The organism is Streptomyces sp. NPDC028419 (assembly GCF_055565515.1).
The window spans coordinates 1-16,695 of sequence record NZ_JBVHUE010000035.1 but is presented as its reverse complement, the minus strand read 5'-3'; the positions used below and the strand labels follow the sequence as shown (position 1 = coordinate 16,695).

General features: G+C 70.0%; 13 protein-coding genes. 9 read left to right on the top strand and 4 right to left on the bottom strand.

The genetic code is table 11. The annotated features are described in order from the left end of the window. Nucleotides 1–24: 24 nt before the first annotated feature. Nucleotides 25–3,978 (bottom strand): type VII secretion protein EccCa, encoded by a 3,954-nt coding sequence (eccCa, locus tag ACZ4UB_RS32015; RefSeq protein WP_468075602.1) that lies wholly within the window; start codon nt 3,976–3,978, stop codon nt 25–27. 219 nt (nt 3,979–4,197) lie between these two features. On the opposite strand from eccCa, the gene eccD reads away from it, so the two are divergent. The 6 genes from eccD (at nt 4,198) to ACZ4UB_RS31985 (ending at nt 11,328) form a co-directional block, all read left to right on the top strand. Further along, nucleotides 4,198–5,712, top strand: a complete 1,515-nt coding sequence (gene eccD, locus ACZ4UB_RS32010; RefSeq protein ID WP_468075600.1) for a type VII secretion integral membrane protein EccD — start codon at nt 4,198–4,200, stop codon at nt 5,710–5,712. A gap of 184 nt (nt 5,713–5,896) precedes the next feature. Then, nucleotides 5,897–6,184 carry a 30S ribosomal protein S15 gene (gene rpsO, locus ACZ4UB_RS32005; RefSeq protein WP_330332947.1) on the top strand — a complete coding sequence of 96 codons (288 nt, stop codon included), beginning with the start codon at nt 5,897–5,899 and terminating at the stop codon, nt 6,182–6,184. 286 nt (nt 6,185–6,470) lie between these two features. Further along, nucleotides 6,471–8,693, top strand: a complete 2,223-nt coding sequence (locus tag ACZ4UB_RS32000; protein WP_354383808.1) for a polyribonucleotide nucleotidyltransferase — start codon at nt 6,471–6,473, stop codon at nt 8,691–8,693. Further along, nucleotides 8,690–10,066: a M16 family metallopeptidase gene (locus ACZ4UB_RS31995; protein ID WP_354383797.1), complete on the top strand. Its 1,377-nt coding sequence runs from the start codon at nt 8,690–8,692 to the stop codon at nt 10,064–10,066. Before ACZ4UB_RS32000 ends, ACZ4UB_RS31995 begins: the two co-directional genes overlap by 4 nt. A gap of 38 nt (nt 10,067–10,104) precedes the next feature. Continuing rightward, a complete protein-coding gene (gene dapB / locus ACZ4UB_RS31990; protein WP_354383798.1) occupies nt 10,105–10,857 on the top strand; it encodes a 4-hydroxy-tetrahydrodipicolinate reductase in 753 nt (250 codons plus the stop codon). An 18-nt stretch (nt 10,858–10,875) separates the two neighbouring features. Continuing rightward, complete coding sequence (locus ACZ4UB_RS31985) at nt 10,876–11,328, top strand: tetratricopeptide repeat protein (protein ID WP_354383799.1); 453 nt, start codon at nt 10,876–10,878, stop codon at nt 11,326–11,328. Between the two features lie 45 nt (nt 11,329–11,373). Here ACZ4UB_RS31985 and ACZ4UB_RS31980 read toward each other — a convergent pair whose 3' ends face one another. Beyond that, nucleotides 11,374–11,934, bottom strand: a complete 561-nt coding sequence (locus ACZ4UB_RS31980) for a PH domain-containing protein (RefSeq protein ID WP_468075597.1) — start codon at nt 11,932–11,934, stop codon at nt 11,374–11,376. 104 nt (nt 11,935–12,038) lie between these two features. Beyond that, entirely contained in the window at nt 12,039–12,278 is a 240-nt protein-coding gene (locus ACZ4UB_RS31975) for a hypothetical protein (protein ID WP_354383801.1), read from the bottom strand. Nucleotides 12,279–12,507: 229 nt separating this feature from the next. On the opposite strand from ACZ4UB_RS31975, the gene thyX reads away from it, so the two are divergent. From thyX to ACZ4UB_RS31960, 3 genes are all read left to right on the top strand, one after another. Then, nucleotides 12,508–13,248: an FAD-dependent thymidylate synthase gene (gene thyX, locus ACZ4UB_RS31970; RefSeq protein ID WP_354383802.1), complete on the top strand. Its 741-nt coding sequence runs from the start codon at nt 12,508–12,510 to the stop codon at nt 13,246–13,248. Nucleotides 13,249–13,484: 236 nt separating this feature from the next. Beyond that, nucleotides 13,485–14,384: a 4-hydroxy-tetrahydrodipicolinate synthase gene (gene dapA / locus ACZ4UB_RS31965; protein ID WP_354383803.1), complete on the top strand. Its 900-nt coding sequence runs from the start codon at nt 13,485–13,487 to the stop codon at nt 14,382–14,384. 153 nt (nt 14,385–14,537) lie between these two features. After that, nucleotides 14,538–16,223 (top strand): ribonuclease J, encoded by a 1,686-nt coding sequence (locus ACZ4UB_RS31960; RefSeq protein WP_354383804.1) that lies wholly within the window; start codon nt 14,538–14,540, stop codon nt 16,221–16,223. A 149-nt stretch (nt 16,224–16,372) separates the two neighbouring features. Here the strand turns inward: ACZ4UB_RS31960 and ACZ4UB_RS31955 are convergent. Further along, nucleotides 16,373–16,695 (bottom strand): hypothetical protein (locus ACZ4UB_RS31955; protein WP_468075594.1); only part of this gene is annotated, 323 nt, incomplete at its 5' end.

The following is a 16,695-nucleotide window of genomic DNA, read 5'->3' as shown; positions in this document are numbered from 1 at the left end:
CTGGACCACCCGCACCGCCCTGTGCTAACGGTCCGCCAGCCAGCCCGCCTGGATCAGCGGGGTGCCGCGCTTGCGGGAGACGAAGGTGCCGCGCCCCGGGGGCATCGGGCGGGCCCGGACGTTGCCCAGGATGTCGCCCTCGTTGCGGTCGCCGGACAGGATCAGACCCTGCGCGCCCAGCTCCTTGACCCGCTGCATGAACGGTTCGTACGCACCCCGCGACGCACCCGCCGAGGAGCGGGCCACGATGAAGCGGATGCCCACGTCCCGCGCGAACGGCAGGTTCTCCACCAGCTGCGACAGCGGATTCGAGGCGTTCGTCGACACCAGCTCGTAGTCGTCGATGATCACGAACAGCTCCGGGCCGGTCCACCAGCTCCGGTCGCGCAGCTGCTGCGGAGTGATGTCCGGGCCCGGGGCGCGCTTGCCCATGACCGTCGCGATCGCCTCCATGTGCATCTGCATGGCCGAGGCCATCGGCGCGTACTCCAACAGGTGCGAGGACGGCACCGCCTCCAGCAGGGTGCGCCGGTAGTCACCGACCACGATCCGCGCCTGCTCCGGCGTGTAGCGCTCGCTGATCTGCTTCGCGATCAGCCGCAGCAGCGCCGTCTTGCCCGACTCGCTCTCACCGAAGATCAGGAAGAACGGGTCGGTCTCGAAGTCGATGAAGACCGGTTCCAGGTTGGTCTCGTCGATGCCGATCGCGATGCCGTGCTCCGGGTGCTCGAAGCCCTTCGGCAGCCGGTCCGCGGGCAGCTTGCGCGGCAGCAGCCGTACCGCCGGCGCCCCCGGCCCCGACCAGCCCGTCCGCACGGACTCCACGAACGCGGCGGTCGCGTCCGACATCCCGTCCGGACCCGCCTGCCCGTCCACCCGCGGCAGCGCCGACATGAAGTGCAGCTTCTCCGGCACCTGACCCCGGCCCGGCGCGCCCTGCGGCACGTTCGCCGCGACCTTGCGGTCGAACTCGGAGTCCATGACGTCACCGAGGCGCAGCTCCAGGCGTCCCAGGATCTGGTCCTTGAGCGCCGCGCGCACCTCCATGTACCGGGAGGCGGTCAGCACCACGTGGATGCCGTAGCCCAGCCCGCGCGCCGCGATGTCCGCGACCACCGGCTCCAGGTGCTCGTAGTCGTTCTTGAACTGGCCCCAGCCGTCGATCAACAGGAAGACGTCGCCGAACGCCTCCTCCGCCAGGTCGCCCGAGGCCCGCCGCCGCCGGTAGGTGCCGATCGAATCGATCGCGTGCGCGCGGAAGAACTCCTCGCGCCGGTTCAGCACGCCCGCCACCTCCGCGACCGTGCGCCGCACCCGCTCCGGGTCCAGCCGCGAGGCGATCCCGCCCACGTGCGGCAGGTCCTGCACCGCGGAGAAACCGCCGCCGCCGAAGTCCAGACCGTAGATCTGCACCTCGCGGGGGGTGTGCGTGAGCGCGAACGAGGACACCAGCGTCCGCATCAACGTCGACTTGCCCGACTGCGGACCACCGACGATCAGCAGGTGACCGGCGGCGCCCGAGAAGTCCCGGTAGAGCACCTCGCGCCGCTGCTCGAAGGGCTTGTCGATCAGGCCGAGCGGCACGACGAGCCCGCCGGGCCGCGTGTACCCCTCCGCGTGCAGTCCGCGCTCCGCCGTGGCGGCCAGCGCGGGCAGCAGCTGGTCCAGCGGCGGCGCCTGGTCGAGCGGCGGCAACCACACCTGGTGCGCCGGCACGCCCTGGCCCTCCAGCCGCGCCACGATCACGTCGAGCACCGTGTCCGCGAGCGCGTCGTCCGCCCGCGCGGCCTGCGCCGCCAGGTACGCCGGGTCCGGCGCCGCGTACACCACCGGCACCGGCGTCGCCGTGAAGAGCGCGGGCCGCCGCTCCAGCGGGAACCGGCCCACCGACAGGTCCGGCCCGCCCGAGCGGTAGGTGCCCGAGACGTACGCCGCCTTGAAGCGGGTCATCTCGTCCGTGCCGAACTTCAAATAGCCCGAACCGGGCACCGACGGCAGATGGTAGGCGTCCGGCACGCCGATCGCCGTCCGCGACTCCGCCGCCGAGAAGGTCCGCAGACCGATCCGGTAGGACAGGTAGGTGTCCAGGCCGCGGAGCTTGCCCTCCTCCAACCGCTGCGAGGCCAGCAGCAGGTGCACGCCCAGCGACCGGCCGATCCGGCCGATCTGGATGAACATGTCGATGAAGTCGGGCTTCGCCGTCAGGAGTTCGCTGAACTCGTCGATGACGAGCACCAGCGCGGCCAGCGGCTCCAGCGGCGCGCCCGCCGCCCGCGCCTTCTCGTAGTCGTGCATGTTGGCGTAGTTGCCCGCCGACCGCAGCAGCTCCTGGCGCCGCTGGAGCTCGCCGCGGATCGAGTCGCCCATGCGGTCCACGAGGGTCAGGTCGTCGGCCAGGTTGGTGATGACCGCCGCCACGTGCGGCATCTGCGACATGCCCGTGAAGGTCGCACCGCCCTTGAAGTCCGCGAGCACGAAGTTCAGCGTCTCCGAGGTGTGCGTGACCGCCAGGCCCAGCACCAGCGTGCGCAGCAGCTCCGACTTGCCGGAACCGGTGGCGCCCACGCACAGGCCGTGCGGCCCCATGCCCTCCTGCGCCGCCTCCTTGAGGTCCAGCATCACCGGGGCGCCGCCCTCGCCGACCCCGATCGGCACGCGCAGCCGCTCACCGGCGGAGCGCGGCCGCCAGGTCCGCGCCACGTCGATCGAGCCCGCGTCGCCCAGGTTCAACAGGTCGGTGAAGTCCAGATTGGCGAGCAGCGGCTCGTCGTCGTCCCCGCCGCCCGTGCGCAGCGGCGCCAGCTGGCGCGCCAACGCCTCGGCCGCCGGCAGCGACAGGACGTCGGGCACGCCCTCGTACGCGACGCCCGCACCCGACTCCAGCCGCAGCCGGCCCGGCCGCACCACGACCGACAGCCCGCCGCGCGGCTCGTCCAGCTCGCCCGGGACCACCTCGACGATGGTGATCCCCTGCAACCCCTCGGCCGCCGCGAACACCGAATCCGGCGGCACCATCCCGCCGTCGAGCACCACCACGATGTGCGGCTGGTCCAGCACCGGCTGCACGTCCCGGCTGAACCGCGGCCGCCCCTCCAACCGCGCCGCGAGGAGGTCCTCGATCTCACCCAGGTCGTCGCCGAACAACCGCTTCGTGCCGGCCCCGTCCACCTGACCGGGCACCTGCGTGTGCGGCAGCCACTTCGTCCAGTCCCACACCGGCACCGCGCCCGGCGCGGCCACCACGGCCACCATCAGGTCCTCGGGGGAGTGCAGCGTCGCCAGCTGGGCCACCAGCGCCCGCGCCGTGCCCCGCGCCGCCTCCGGCTCCCCGGACACCGTCACGTGGTAGAACGCCCGCATCGACACCGCCACCGGCAGCCCGTCCAGCGAGGAGTGCACCTTCAGGAAGCGCTGCATCGCGCCCGCCGTCAGCGGCTCCAGCTCGTCCACCGGCGCCGTGTCCGGCGCCACCAGCGGCGTCGCCAGCCGCTGCGCGCCCAGACCCAGCCGGGCCTGACCGAAGTCCTCGTCGCCGACCCGCCGCTCCCACAGCCGCGAGCCCTCGGCCACCACCGACCACAGCTGCTCGGGGGCCGGGTGCAGGTACAGCTGCGCGTCGCGCTGCGAGCGCGCGGTCCGCCGCACCTGGCGCCGCGTCTGCGCGAGGTACTTGAGGTAGTCGCGGCGCACGTCGGCCATTTGCCCCTGCGTACCGCGCCGGTACCGCATGATCTGCGCGATCACCATGCCCACCGTCGACACCAGCATCAGCACACCCATGATGCGCATGAACGACGGCACGTTCGGCATGAAGAAGAACACGACGGAAGAGCCCATGCCGAGCATCGGCAGGAGCTGCATCGCCATGCCTTCCTGCTGCCCGCGCGGCAGCTCCGGCGGAGGCTCCAGGTGCAGTTCGTCCGAAGGTACTTCGGGCGGCAGCGACCGTGGCGGGCGTTTGACGACGATCTGGCTCACCGGAGCATCAATCCCTCGAAAACGGACGGGACGTCGATACCGGCGCCCCCAAGTCCCGGGTGCGGAGCGGGTGTCCTCCGCGCGGAGGTGATCCTACTTGCCGACAGTCCGCCTTATGCCCGGTAGGGTGGCCGCGCGCAGCATGCGCATCCGCGAATCCGCAGTGCGGCAGGTGTCGGCGCCGCGTCGGACGAGTCCGCCAACCAGGGGGTCACACAGGTGAGTACGGCCGCAACGACGGGTTTCTGCAGGGTCACCGTCGTGGCCCCGGACAGCCGCATCGACGTCGCCCTCCCCGAGGACATCGCCGTCGCCGACGTCTATCCCGAGCTGCTCCGCCTCACCGGCCAGACCCAGCCCGTCGGCGCCCCCACCGGCTACCACCTGGTGCGCCGCGACGGCACCGTCCTCGACGGCGCCCGCACCCTGGCCGGCCAGCAGGTGCTCGACGGCGAGGTGCTGAGCCTGCGCCCCTTCGCCGAATCGCTGCCGCCCGCCGTCTTCGACGACGTCTCCGACGCCGTCGCCTCGGCCGTGGTCCGCGACCGGCACCGCTGGAGCGACGACATGCTGCGCGGCGCGGGCCTGGCCGGTGCCGTCCTGCTGCTCGTCCTGATCGGCTTCGTCCTCTGGTACGCCGACCCCGTCCGCCACGACATGCACGGCCTGCCCGGCATCATCGCCGGCACCCTCGGCCTGCTGCTCACCGCGGCCGCCGGCCTGCGCGCCCGGGTCTACCGCGACCGCGGCTCGGCCGTCGCCCTCGGCCTCGGCGCCCTCCCGCTCCTGCTGATCGCGGGCTCCGGGATCATCGGGCCCGACCCGGGCCAGGGACCCGGCCGGCTCCAGTTCCTGCTGGGCTGCGTCGTCGTCCTCGTCGCCTCGGTCGCCCTGGCCGCCCTCACCCCCAGCGGCGACGCCCCCTTCGTCGCGGCCACCTTCCTCGGCGCCACCGGCACGATCGCCACCTTCGTCGCGATCCTCACCGAGGCCTCCGCGACCGCGACCGCCTCCGTCTGCGCCCCCACCGCCATCGCCCTGGTCGCCTTCCTCCCCGGACTCTCCGCGCGCTTCGCCCGGCTGCCCATCGGCTACGCCGCCCCGCAGAGCTCCGTCGACGAGTACGTCGAGTACGCGGCGACCCCGGACCGCTACGAGGGCGAGCCCTACGGCGACCCCTCCGCGGACCCCTCCGAGCAGGGCGCCCCCCTGGACGCCGAGCTGATCGCCGCCCAGGCCCGCCGCGGCCACGAGATGCTGCTCGGCCTGGTCGGCGGCTGCGCCGCGGTCGTCGTCGGCTCCGCCGCCGTGCTCGGCTTCTCCCACGACCTGTGGGGCCAGCTGCTCGCCCTGGGCGCCGGCCTGGCCATGCTGCTGCGCGCCCGCCTCTTCCGTTACACCTCGCAGGTGGTGTGCGCCCTGACCGCCGGGCTCGCCGCCATCGCCCTGCTCGTCCTCGGGCTGGCCCTGAACCCGCCGACCCCCCTGCTGGAGGACCTGTACAAGTACGGGGAGCACGGCGGCATGGACATCCGCACGATCTGGCTCTCGGCCGCCGTCGCCGCGGGTGCCGCGCTGCTCGCCATGATCGCGCTGGTCATCCCGAGCAAGGGCCTGTCACCCTTCTGGGGTCGACTCCTCGACCTCACCGAGGCCGCCGTGCTGCTCAGCCTGGTCCCGCTCTGCCTGGCCGTCCTCGACGTCTACACCGCGGCCCGCTCGCTCACCAGCTGAGACGGGCCGCTCCGGCGGCCTGGTACTGTGGGTGACGGCCGTTTGTGTACGCGTTCCCGGAGCCTTCTCACGAAGCCTCCGAGACCTGCGCCCAACGGACCCCGCCTCCCGAGTTACGGAAGCTCCCCAGAGAATTCGACCTGGGGCACTCGGTGGCTACGAAGACCTATCACGAGGAGTACGCGTGCCGCTCGACGCCGCTACGAAGAAGCAGATCATGACCGAGTTCGGCACCAAGGAGGGCGACACCGGCTCCCCCGAGGTGCAGGTCGCGATGCTCTCCCGCCGCATCTCGGACCTGACCGAGCACCTGAAGGCCCACAAGCACGACCACCACTCGCGTCGTGGCCTGCTGATCCTGGTCGGCCAGCGCCGCCGCCTGCTGCAGTACCTGGCCAAGAAGGACATCGCGCGCTTCCGCATCCTGGTCGAGCGCCTCGGCATCCGCCGCGGTGCCGCGGGCGCCAAGTAAGAACGCCGTGAAGGGAGCGGTTCCCACGATTAGGGGACCGCTCCCTTTGCTGTACGTGCGGGACGTACCGGACGCTTTGTAGTCTGGTTCGCAGCACAACAGAAGAGGAGGAGCGCCCTCCCTACGCCGCCGGTCCTCGGTAGTGGCACCCGGAAGGCCCGAATGCCGGGCCACGAACCGGATGCTTCGATCGAAGACCGGCCCGCACGCAAGGAGCGCTTCTCCGAAAACCGTCCCCCGCCACACGGGCGGAGGACGGGAGACGACGAAAATGGAGAAAACGCTAGTGGAGAACGAGACCCACTACGCCGAGGCCGTCATTGACAACGGTTCCTTCGGCACCCGCACCATCCGCTTCGAGACGGGCCGTCTGGCCCGCCAGGCCGCCGGCTCCGCCGTTGCCTACCTGGACGACGACACGATGGTGCTGTCCGCCACCACCGCGTCGAAGAAGCCCAAGGACCAGCTCGACTTCTTCCCCCTGACGGTGGACGTCGAGGAGCGGCAGTACGCGGCCGGCAAGATCCCCGGCTCCTTCTTCCGTCGTGAGGGTCGGCCCTCCGAGGACGCGATCCTCACCTGCCGCCTGATCGACCGCCCGCTGCGTCCTTCCTTCAAGAAGGGCCTGCGCAACGAGATCCAGGTCGTCGCCACGATCATGGCGCTCAACCCGGACCACCTGTACGACGTCATCGCGATCAACGCCGCGTCCGCGTCCACCCAGCTGGCCGGCCTGCCCTTCTCCGGCCCGATCGGCGGCGTCCGCGTCGCGCTGATCCGTGGCCAGTGGGTCGCCTTCCCGACGCACACCGAGCTCGAGGACGCCGTCTTCGACATGGTCGTCGCCGGTCGCGTGCTCGACGACGGTGACGTCGCGATCATGATGGTCGAGGCCGAGGCCACCGAGAAGACCATCGCCCTGGTCAAGGGCGGCGCCGAGGCCCCCACCGAAGAGGTCGTCGCCGCCGGTCTGGACGCCGCGAAGCCCTTCATCAAGGTCCTCTGCAAGGCGCAGGCCGACCTCGCGTCGAAGGCCGCCAAGCCCACCGGCGAGTTCCCGGTCTTCCTGGACTACCAGGACGACGTCTACGAGGCCCTCGCGGCCGCGGTCAAGGGCGACCTCACCAAGGCGCTGACCATCGCGGGCAAGCAGGACCGCGAGGCCGAGCTGGACCGCATCAAGGAGATCGCCGCCGCGAAGCTCCTCCCGGCCTTCGAAGGCCGTGAGAAGGAGATCTCGGGCGCGTACCGCAGCCTGACCAAGGCCCTGGTCCGCGAGCGCGTCATCAAGGACAAGGTCCGCATCGACGGCCGCGGGCTCACGGACATCCGTACCCTCGCCGCCGAGGTCGAGGCCATCCCGCGCGTGCACGGCTCGGCGCTGTTCGAGCGTGGCGAGACCCAGATCCTGGGCGTCACCACCCTCAACATGCTCCGCATGGAGCAGCAGCTGGACACCCTCTCCCCGGTGACCCGCAAGCGCTACATGCACAACTACAACTTCCCGCCGTACTCGGTCGGCGAGACGGGTCGCGTGGGTTCGCCCAAGCGCCGCGAGATCGGCCACGGCGCGCTCGCCGAGCGCGCGATCGTGCCGGTCCTGCCGACCCGCGAGGAGTTCCCCTACGCGATCCGTCAGGTGTCCGAGGCCCTCGGCTCCAACGGCTCGACCTCCATGGGCTCCGTCTGCGCCTCCACCATGTCGCTGCTGAACGCCGGTGTGCCGCTCAAGGCCCCCGTCGCCGGTATCGCCATGGGTCTGATCTCCCAGGAGATCGACGGCAAGACGCACTACGTCGCCCTCACCGACATCCTCGGTGCGGAGGACGCCTTCGGCGACATGGACTTCAAGGTCGCCGGCACCAAGGAGTTCGTGACCGCCCTCCAGCTGGACACCAAGCTGGACGGCATCCCGGCCTCCGTCCTGGCCGCGGCCCTCACCCAGGCCCGCGACGCGCGCCTCCACATCCTCGACGTGATGATGGAAGCGATCGACACGCCGGACGAGATGTCCCCCAACGCCCCGCGGATCATCACGGTCAAGATCCCCGTGGACAAGATCGGTGAGGTCATCGGCCCCAAGGGCAAGATGATCAACCAGATCCAGGAGGACACCGGCGCCGAGATCACGATCGAGGACGACGGCACCATCTACATCGGTGCCTCCGACGGTCCGGCCGCCGAGGCCGCCCGCGCCACGATCAACCAGATCGCCAACCCGACCATGCCGGAGGTCGGCGAGCGCTACCTGGGTACGGTCGTCAAGACCACCACCTTCGGTGCCTTCGTCTCCCTCATGCCCGGCAAGGACGGCCTCCTGCACATCTCGCAGATCCGCAAGCTCGCCGGTGGCAAGCGCGTGGAGAACGTCGAGGACGTGCTCGCGGTCGGTACCAAGGTCCAGGTCGAGATCGCCGAGATCGACTCCCGTGGCAAGCTGTCGCTGATCCCCGTGATCGACGGCGAAGCGGCCGACGCCGACGCTGACAAGGACGACTCCGACAAGTGATGTCGCGTAGTTCCCGAGTGACGGCCCGCACCTCTTCCGAGGTGCGGGCCGTCGCCCGTACCCAAACCCTGCTCCCGGGCGAGAACGGGATCGGCACGGTCCGCCGCACGACCCTGCCCAACGGACTGCGCATCGTCACCGAGACGCTGCCGTCCGTGCGCTCGGCGACCTTCGGCATCTGGGCCCACGTCGGATCCCGCGACGAGACCCCCACGCTGAACGGCGCCACCCACTACTTGGAGCACCTCCTCTTCAAGGGCACCAAGAAGCGCAGTGCCCTCGACATCTCCTCCTCGATCGACGCGGTCGGCGGAGAGATGAACGCCTTCACGGCGAAGGAGTACACCTGCTATTACGCACGGGTGCTCGACACGGACCTGCCGCTCGCCATCGACGTCGTGTGCGACATGCTCACCGGCTCGCTGATCCGCGAGGAGGACGTCGACGCCGAGCGCGGCGTCATCCTCGAAGAGATCGCGATGACCGAGGACGACCCGGGCGACTGCGTGCACGACCTGTTCGCGCACACCATGCTGGGCGACACCCCGCTGGGCCGTCCCGTCCTCGGCACCGTCGACACGATCAACGCGCTGAGCGCCGACCGGATCCGCCGCTTCTACAAGAAGCACTACGACCCGACGCACCTGGTCGTGGCCGCCGCGGGCAACGTCGACCACGCCAAGGTCGTCCGCCAGGTCCGTGCCGCCTTCGAGCGCGCCGGCTTCGACGGCACCGGCCAGGAGCCCATCGGCCCGCGCACCGGCACCCGCCGGATCCGTGTCGCCGGGCAGGTCGAGCTGGTCAACCGCAAGACCGAGCAGGCCCACGTGGTCCTCGGGATGCCGGGACTCGCCCGCACCGACGAGCGCCGCTGGGCGCTCGGCGTGCTGAACACGGCCCTCGGCGGCGGAATGTCCTCCCGTCTCTTCCAGGAGGTCCGCGAGAAGCGCGGCCTGGCCTACAGCGTGTACTCGTACACCTCCGGCTTCGCCGACACCGGCCTCTTCGGGGTCTACGCGGGCTGCCGCCCCAGCCAGGTCCACGACGTGCTGCGGATCTGCCGGGACGAGCTGGACAAGGTCGCCACCGAAGGGCTCACCGACGAGGAGATCCGCCGCGCCATCGGGCAGCTCTCCGGCTCCACGGTCCTCGGCCTGGAGGACACCGGCGCCCTGATGAACCGCATCGGCAAGAGCGAGCTGTGCTGGGGCACCCAGATGTCGGTCTCCGACATGCTGGCCCGGATCGCCGAGGTGACCCCGGACGACGTCCGCGCGGTCGCGCACGATGTACTGGCCCAGCGGCCGTCGCTGTCGGTGATCGGCCCGCTGAAGGAGAAGCAGGCCGCGCGCCTCGACGAAGCGGTCGCGTAGCAACGTACGACGTCACGGACGTAAGGAAGCGAAAGAACATGAGCAAGCTGCGCGTGGCCGTCCTCGGTGCCAAGGGCCGGATCGGCTCCGAGGCCGTCCGGGCCGTCGAGGCCGCCGAGGACATGGAACTGGTCGCCGCCCTCTCCCGCGGGGACAAGCTGGAGACGCTGGCCGAGGTCGGTGCCGAGGTCGTGGTCGAGCTGACCACCCCCGCGTCCGTCATGGGCAACCTCGACTTCTGCGTGCGCCACGGCATGCACGCGGTCGTCGGCACGACGGGCTGGACCGAGGACCGCCTCGCGCAGCTGAACACCTGGCTCTCCGGTTCGCCGCGGACCGGTGTGCTCATCGCCCCGAACTTCTCCATCGGCGCGGTGCTCACGATGAAGTTCGCGGCCCAGGCCGCGCGCTACTTCGACTCCGTCGAGGTCATCGAGCTGCACCACCCGAACAAGGTCGACGCGCCCTCCGGCACGGCGACCCGCACGGCGCAGCTGATCGCGGCGGCCCGCGCCGAAGCCGGCTGCGCCCCGCAGCCCGACGCGACGGTCACCGCCCTCGACGGTGCCCGCGGCGCCGACGTGGACGGGGTCCGGGTGCACGCGATCCGCCTGGCGGGCCTGCTGGCCCACCAGGAGGTGCTGCTCGGCGGTCAGGGCGAGACCCTGACCCTGCGTCACGACTCCCTGCACCACAGCAGCTTCATGCCGGGCATCCTGCTCGGTGCGCGCCGCGTGACGCAGACCCCGGGCCTCACCTTCGGCCTGGAACACTTCCTCGACCTCGGCTGAGCAGGCAGTAGCACTCCTATGCGCGCGAAGATCATCTACTTCATCACGGCCGCCGTCCTGGTCTTCTACTTCGTCCTGGCCGGCCGCCAGGGCGTGACCCTGCTGTCCATGGGCACCTGGATCACCGTCCCCCTCGGGCTCTCGGTGCTGGTCCTGCCCGTGGTCGGCGTGTGGTTCCTCTGGAAGAACACGCGGTTCGTCACCCGGGCCAACCAGCTCTCCACCGAGCTGGAGGCCGAGGGCGGGCTGCCCGTGGACGAGTTGGAGCGGGACGAGTACGGCCGGATCCTGCGGGACTCGGCCGACGAGGTCTTCGCGCGCCGCAAGGCCGAGACCGAGCGGGCTCCGGGGGACTGGCGCAACTGGTTCCGCCTCGCCGTGGCCTACCACGACGCCCGCGACACCCCGCGGGCCCGCAAGGCCATGCAGCGGGCGATCGCCCTGCACGACGGAAAGGCCGTACAGGTCTGATACCTGTACGGCCCTCCGTGGGCGTGTGCGTCCGGTGACGCCCGCTCAGCCCACCGGGACGGCCCGGTACTCCTCGGCCCACGCTTCGACGATGCCCGCGGCACGGTCGAAGGCCTCGGCACGCGCCAGGAAGTCCGCGCTGTGGTCGGTGAGCAGCACCGGGGCCGGGGCCCCGTCGCGCGCGGCCACGGTCAGCGCCTGTCCCTGCACGGTGCGGGGCAGGCCGAGCCAGCGCACCGGCTGCTGGACCGTGCGGACCTCGCCGACCTCGGACCAGGGGATGGAGCGGGTCGAGAAGAAGGACACCCGGCGCAGGCCCGTACGGCTCACCCAGACGCCCGCGCGCAGCATCCGCAGCGCGGTCGCGATGACCGCGAGGGCGGCGGCGGCACAGACGGCGGCGCCGGACCATGCGCCCGCGAACGCGATGATCATCGTCGCGAGCAGCATGAACGAGGCCAGCAGGAGCAGGAGGGCCGCGATGGCCACCCGCCAGGGGCCGGGCCGGTAGGGCCGTCGCCAGCGGTCGGGGTCGTCGTGGGGGAGCGCCGCGTCGGCATCGTCCTCGCCGTCGAGGTGCTCGGCCGTCAGGAAGGGCAGGGGCACGGCTGATCCTCACTCACATGCACATTCGGTAGGGCAGTGCCGGTGAGGCTACCCAGTCCGATCACGGCCGACCACCTCAGGGGGGCCGGACGGGTCGGTACGGCTCAACGCCCTTCGGAGGCCTCGGACTGCTGGGCCTTTTCGGGCGCCTTGTGCGGCTGCAGTGCGGGCATGCCGAAGAGCAACGAGCCGACGAGCCCCGCCACCACGGTCAGTCCGACCAGACTACGGGCGGCGATCTGCCCGATACCGAGACTCTCGCGTGGCGGCGGGGTGACGTTGCTGCGGAAACGGTCGGCCTCGGCGACGAAGGCAAACGGGACGGGTTCGCGCCGGCGGAACATGGGAGCGACTCTCCTCACGATCGGGCCCTTGGGGCCGGGTGGCGACCCGGGTGGCCACCACTACTCGTAAGGACGTACAACGGGGCCGAACGGTGCCGGATTTCGGCAATTTAGCGGAACTTTATGGCTGGGAGTCAGATCTGGAACGGTCTGCGCCCCGGTCCGGGGACGGGTGCCCGGCGCCGTAGAGTGGTCGCGCCCCAAGCGATGCCCTTTGGAAGGACCCCCGGTGAGCGAGACCGCCGCTTCAGACCTCAAACCCAGCTTCCGCAGTGACGTCACGGTGGAGTTGGTGAAGCACTCCGCCGCCGACTCCGACGTGCTGTGGGCGGCCCGGGTCTCCACGGCCGGGGAGCAGTCCCTCGAAGAGCTCCAGAAGGACCCCGAGCGGTCCAAGGGCCTGATCAACTACCTGATGCGGGACCGCCACGGCAGCCCCTTCGAGCACAACTCGATGACCTTCTTCATCAGCGCCCCGATCTTCGTCTTCCGCGAGTTCATGCGGCACCGCGTGGGCTGGTCCTACAACGAGGAGTCGGGCCGCTACAGGGAGCTCCAGCCCGTCTTCTACGTGCCCGACGCCGAGCGCAAGCTGGTCCAGGAGGGCCGCCCGGGCAAGTACGTCTTCGTCGACGGCACGGCGGACCAGCAGGAGCTGACCGGCCGCGTCATGGAGGACTCGTACCGCCAGGCCTACGAGGCGTACCAGGAGATGCTCGCCGCGGGCGTGGCCCGCGAGGTGGCCCGCGCGGTGCTGCCGGTCGGCCTCTTCTCGTCGATGTACGCCACCTGCAACGCGCGCTCGCTCATGCACTTCCTCGGCCTGCGCACCCAGCACGAGCTGGCGGCGGTCCCGTCCTTCCCGCAGCGGGAGATCGAGATGGTCGGCGAGAAGATGGAAGAGCACTGGGCGTCCCTGATGCCCCTGACCTACGCGGCCTTCAACACCAACGGCCGTGTCGCTCCGTAACCCCGAAATCCCGTGCGGCGCCCGGCACGTACGCATGTACGGAGACTTGACCGAAGTGTCCGTATTGCGACGTTTCGCAAAGTTCATCTAGGCTGATCAAACGGACCCGGCACTGCTTGAACCCCCGAGCAGGCAGTGCCGGGATCCAACACCACCCGACCTCCAGGGGTCGGAACCCCCCTGTTGACGTCCCCCGAGGGGACACCGCGAGCGTGGCAGCGAGTAGCGTGTTACCCATGGCTCCGATCTCGACTCCGCAGACCCCCTTCGGGCGGGTCCTCACCGCCATGATCACGCCGTTCACGGCGGATGGCGCACTCGACCTCGACGGCGCGCAGCAGCTCGCCGTCCACCTGGTGGACGCAGGCAACGACGGCCTGATCATCAACGGGACCACCGGTGAGTCCCCGACCACCACCGACGCGGAGAAAAACGACCTCGTACGAGCCGTGCTCGAAGCGGTCGGAGACCGCGCCCACGTGGTCGCCGGCATCGGCACCAACGACACCGCCCACACCCTCGAGCTGGCCCGCGAGGCCGAGCGCACCGGCGCGCACGGCCTGCTCGCGGTCACGCCGTACTACAGCAAGCCGCCGCAGGAGGGCCTCTACCGGCACTTCACGGCGATCGCCGACGCCACCGGCCTGCCGGTCATGCTCTACGACATCCCCGGTCGCAGTGGTGTCCCGATCAACACCGAAACCATCGTGCGCCTCGCCGAGCACCCGCGTATCGTCGCCAACAAGGACGCCAAGGGTGACCTGGGCCGTGCCAGCTGGGCCATCGCGCAGAGCGGCCTGGCCTGGTACTCCGGCGACGACATGCTGAACCTGCCCCTGCTGTCCGTGGGCGCGGCCGGTTTCGTCTCCGTCGTCGGCCACGTGGTCACCCCCGAGCTGCGCTCCATGCTGGAGGCGTACCTCGGCGGCGACGTGCAGAAGGCGGCCGAGATCCACCAGAAGCTGCTCCCGGTCTTCACCGGCATGTTCCGCACGCAGGGCGTCATCACCACCAAGGGCGCGCTGCACCTCCAGGGCCTGCCCGCGGGCCCGCTGCGACTGCCGCTGATCGAGCTGACGGCCGAAGAGACGGCCCAGCTCAAGATCGATCTTGCTGCCGGCGGGGTACAGCTCTGACACCGGGCCCGACGCCGGGCACCACAGACTTCACAACTGAATAGGCAGTACCAGAAACACCCACAAGACACACAGCAAGTGCACCTGTGCACGAATGACATGCCCGCCACGTGCCTTCGTAGGTACGTGGCGTGTGTGGTTGAGGAGATACTTTTGAGCCATCCGCACCCTGAACTCGGCGCGCCGCCGAAGCTCGCCAAGGGCGGCCTCCGGGTCACCCCCCTGGGCGGTCTCGGCGAGATCGGCCGCAACATGACCGTCTTCGAGTTCGACGGTCGTCTGCTGATCGTCGACTGCGGCGTCCTCTTCCCCGAAGAGGAACAGCCGGGCATCGACCTGATCCTTCCGGACTTCTCGTCCATCCGGGACCGGCTCGACGACATCGAGGGCATCGTCCTCACGCACGGCCACGAGGACCACATCGGCGCCGTTCCGTTCCTCCTCCGGGAGAAGCCGGACATCCCGCTGATCGGCTCCAAGCTGACGCTGGCCCTCATCGAGGCGAAGCTCCAGGAGCACCGCATCCGCCCCTACACCCTCGAGGTGAAGGAAGGCGAGCGCGAGAACCTCGGCCCCTTCGACTGCGAATTCATCGCGGTCAACCACTCCATCCCGGATGCCCTGGCCGTGGCCATCCGCACCGGCGCCGGCATGGTCGTGTGCACCGGTGACTTCAAGATGGACCAGCTCCCGCTGGACAACCGCCTCACCGACCTGCACGCCTTCGCGCGACTGAGCGAAGAGGGCATCGACCTCCTCCTCTCGGACTCGACGAACGCCGAGGTCCCCGGCTTCGTGCCGCCGGAGCGGGAGATCTCCAACGTCCTGCGGTCGGTCTTCGCGAGCGCCAACAACCGGATCATCGTGGCGAGCTTCGCCAGCCACGTGCACCGCATCCAGCAGATCCTCGACGCCGCCCACGAGTACGGCCGCCGCGTCGCCTTCGTCGGCCGCTCGATGGTCCGCAACATGGGCATCGCCCGTGACCTGGGTTACCTGCGGGTCCCGGCCGGTCTCGTCGTGGACGTCAAGACGCTCGACGACCTGCCGGCCCACGAGGTCGTCCTGGTCTGCACCGGTTCGCAGGGCGAGCCGATGGCCGCACTGTCCCGCATGGCCAACCGCGACCACCAGATCAGGATCGTCCCCGGCGACACCGTGATCCTGGCGTCGTCCCTGATCCCGGGCAACGAGAACGCGGTCTACCGCGTGATCAACGGCCTGACCCGCTGGGGCGCCAACGTCGTCCACAAGGGCAACGCCAAGGTGCACGTCTCGGGCCACGCCTCGGCCGGCGAGCTGCTGTACTTCTACAACATCTGCAAGCCGCGGAACCTCATGCCGGTCCACGGCGAATGGCGCCACCTGCGCGCCAACGCCGAGCTGGGCGCCCTGACGGGCGTCCCGAAGGACCGCATCGTCATCGCCGAGGACGGCGTGGTCGTCGACCTCATCGACGGCAAGGCCAAGATCACCGGCAAGGTCCAGGCCGGCTACGTGTACGTCGACGGCCTTTCGGTCGGCGATGTCACCGAGGCCTCGCTCAAGGACCGCCGCATCCTCGGCGACGAGGGCATCATCTCGGTCTACGTCGTGGTGGACAGCACCACGGGCAAGATCGTGAGCGGCCCGAACATCCAGGCCAGGGGCTCGGGCATCGAGGACTCGGCCTTCGCCGCGGTCCTGCCGAAGATCGAGGAGTCCATCGCCCGCGCGGCGGCGGACGGCGTCGCGGAGCCGCACCAGATCCAGCAGCTCATCCGCCGCACCATGGGCAAGTGGGTCTCGGACGGCTACCGTCGCCGCCCGATGATCCTCCCCGTCGTGGTCGAGGTCTGACGCTCTCCGTAGCGACCTCGTAGCGTCATCACTGGAGCGGGGCAACCGGATTTGCATCCGGGGGCCCCGCTCCAGTACGTTTACGTCTCCCGCCTCGAAGGAACCTGCGAGCACTCACGTGCCCGGGCACACCCACGAGCGCGGGTAAATCAGCCCAGGGAAACCTGATAAGGTCTGAACCTCCCGAAAGGGAAAGACCCCCAACGGTCACCGAATTCGAATTCAACTCCGGTAAACGGAGCGGGAAAAGAATCTGGTAGAGTTGGAATCGCCGGAAAGGGAGACGCGAAAGCGAGAACCTGGAAAGCGAAAAGCAGGATCCCGCTTCGACCGGGAATCGGACACGAAAGAGTCTGATAGAGTCGGAAACGAAGAATGAAGCCCGGAGGAAAGCCCGAGAGGGTGAGTACAAAGGAAGCGTCCGTTCCTTGAGAACTCAACAGCGTGCCAAAAATCAACGCCAGAAGTTGAT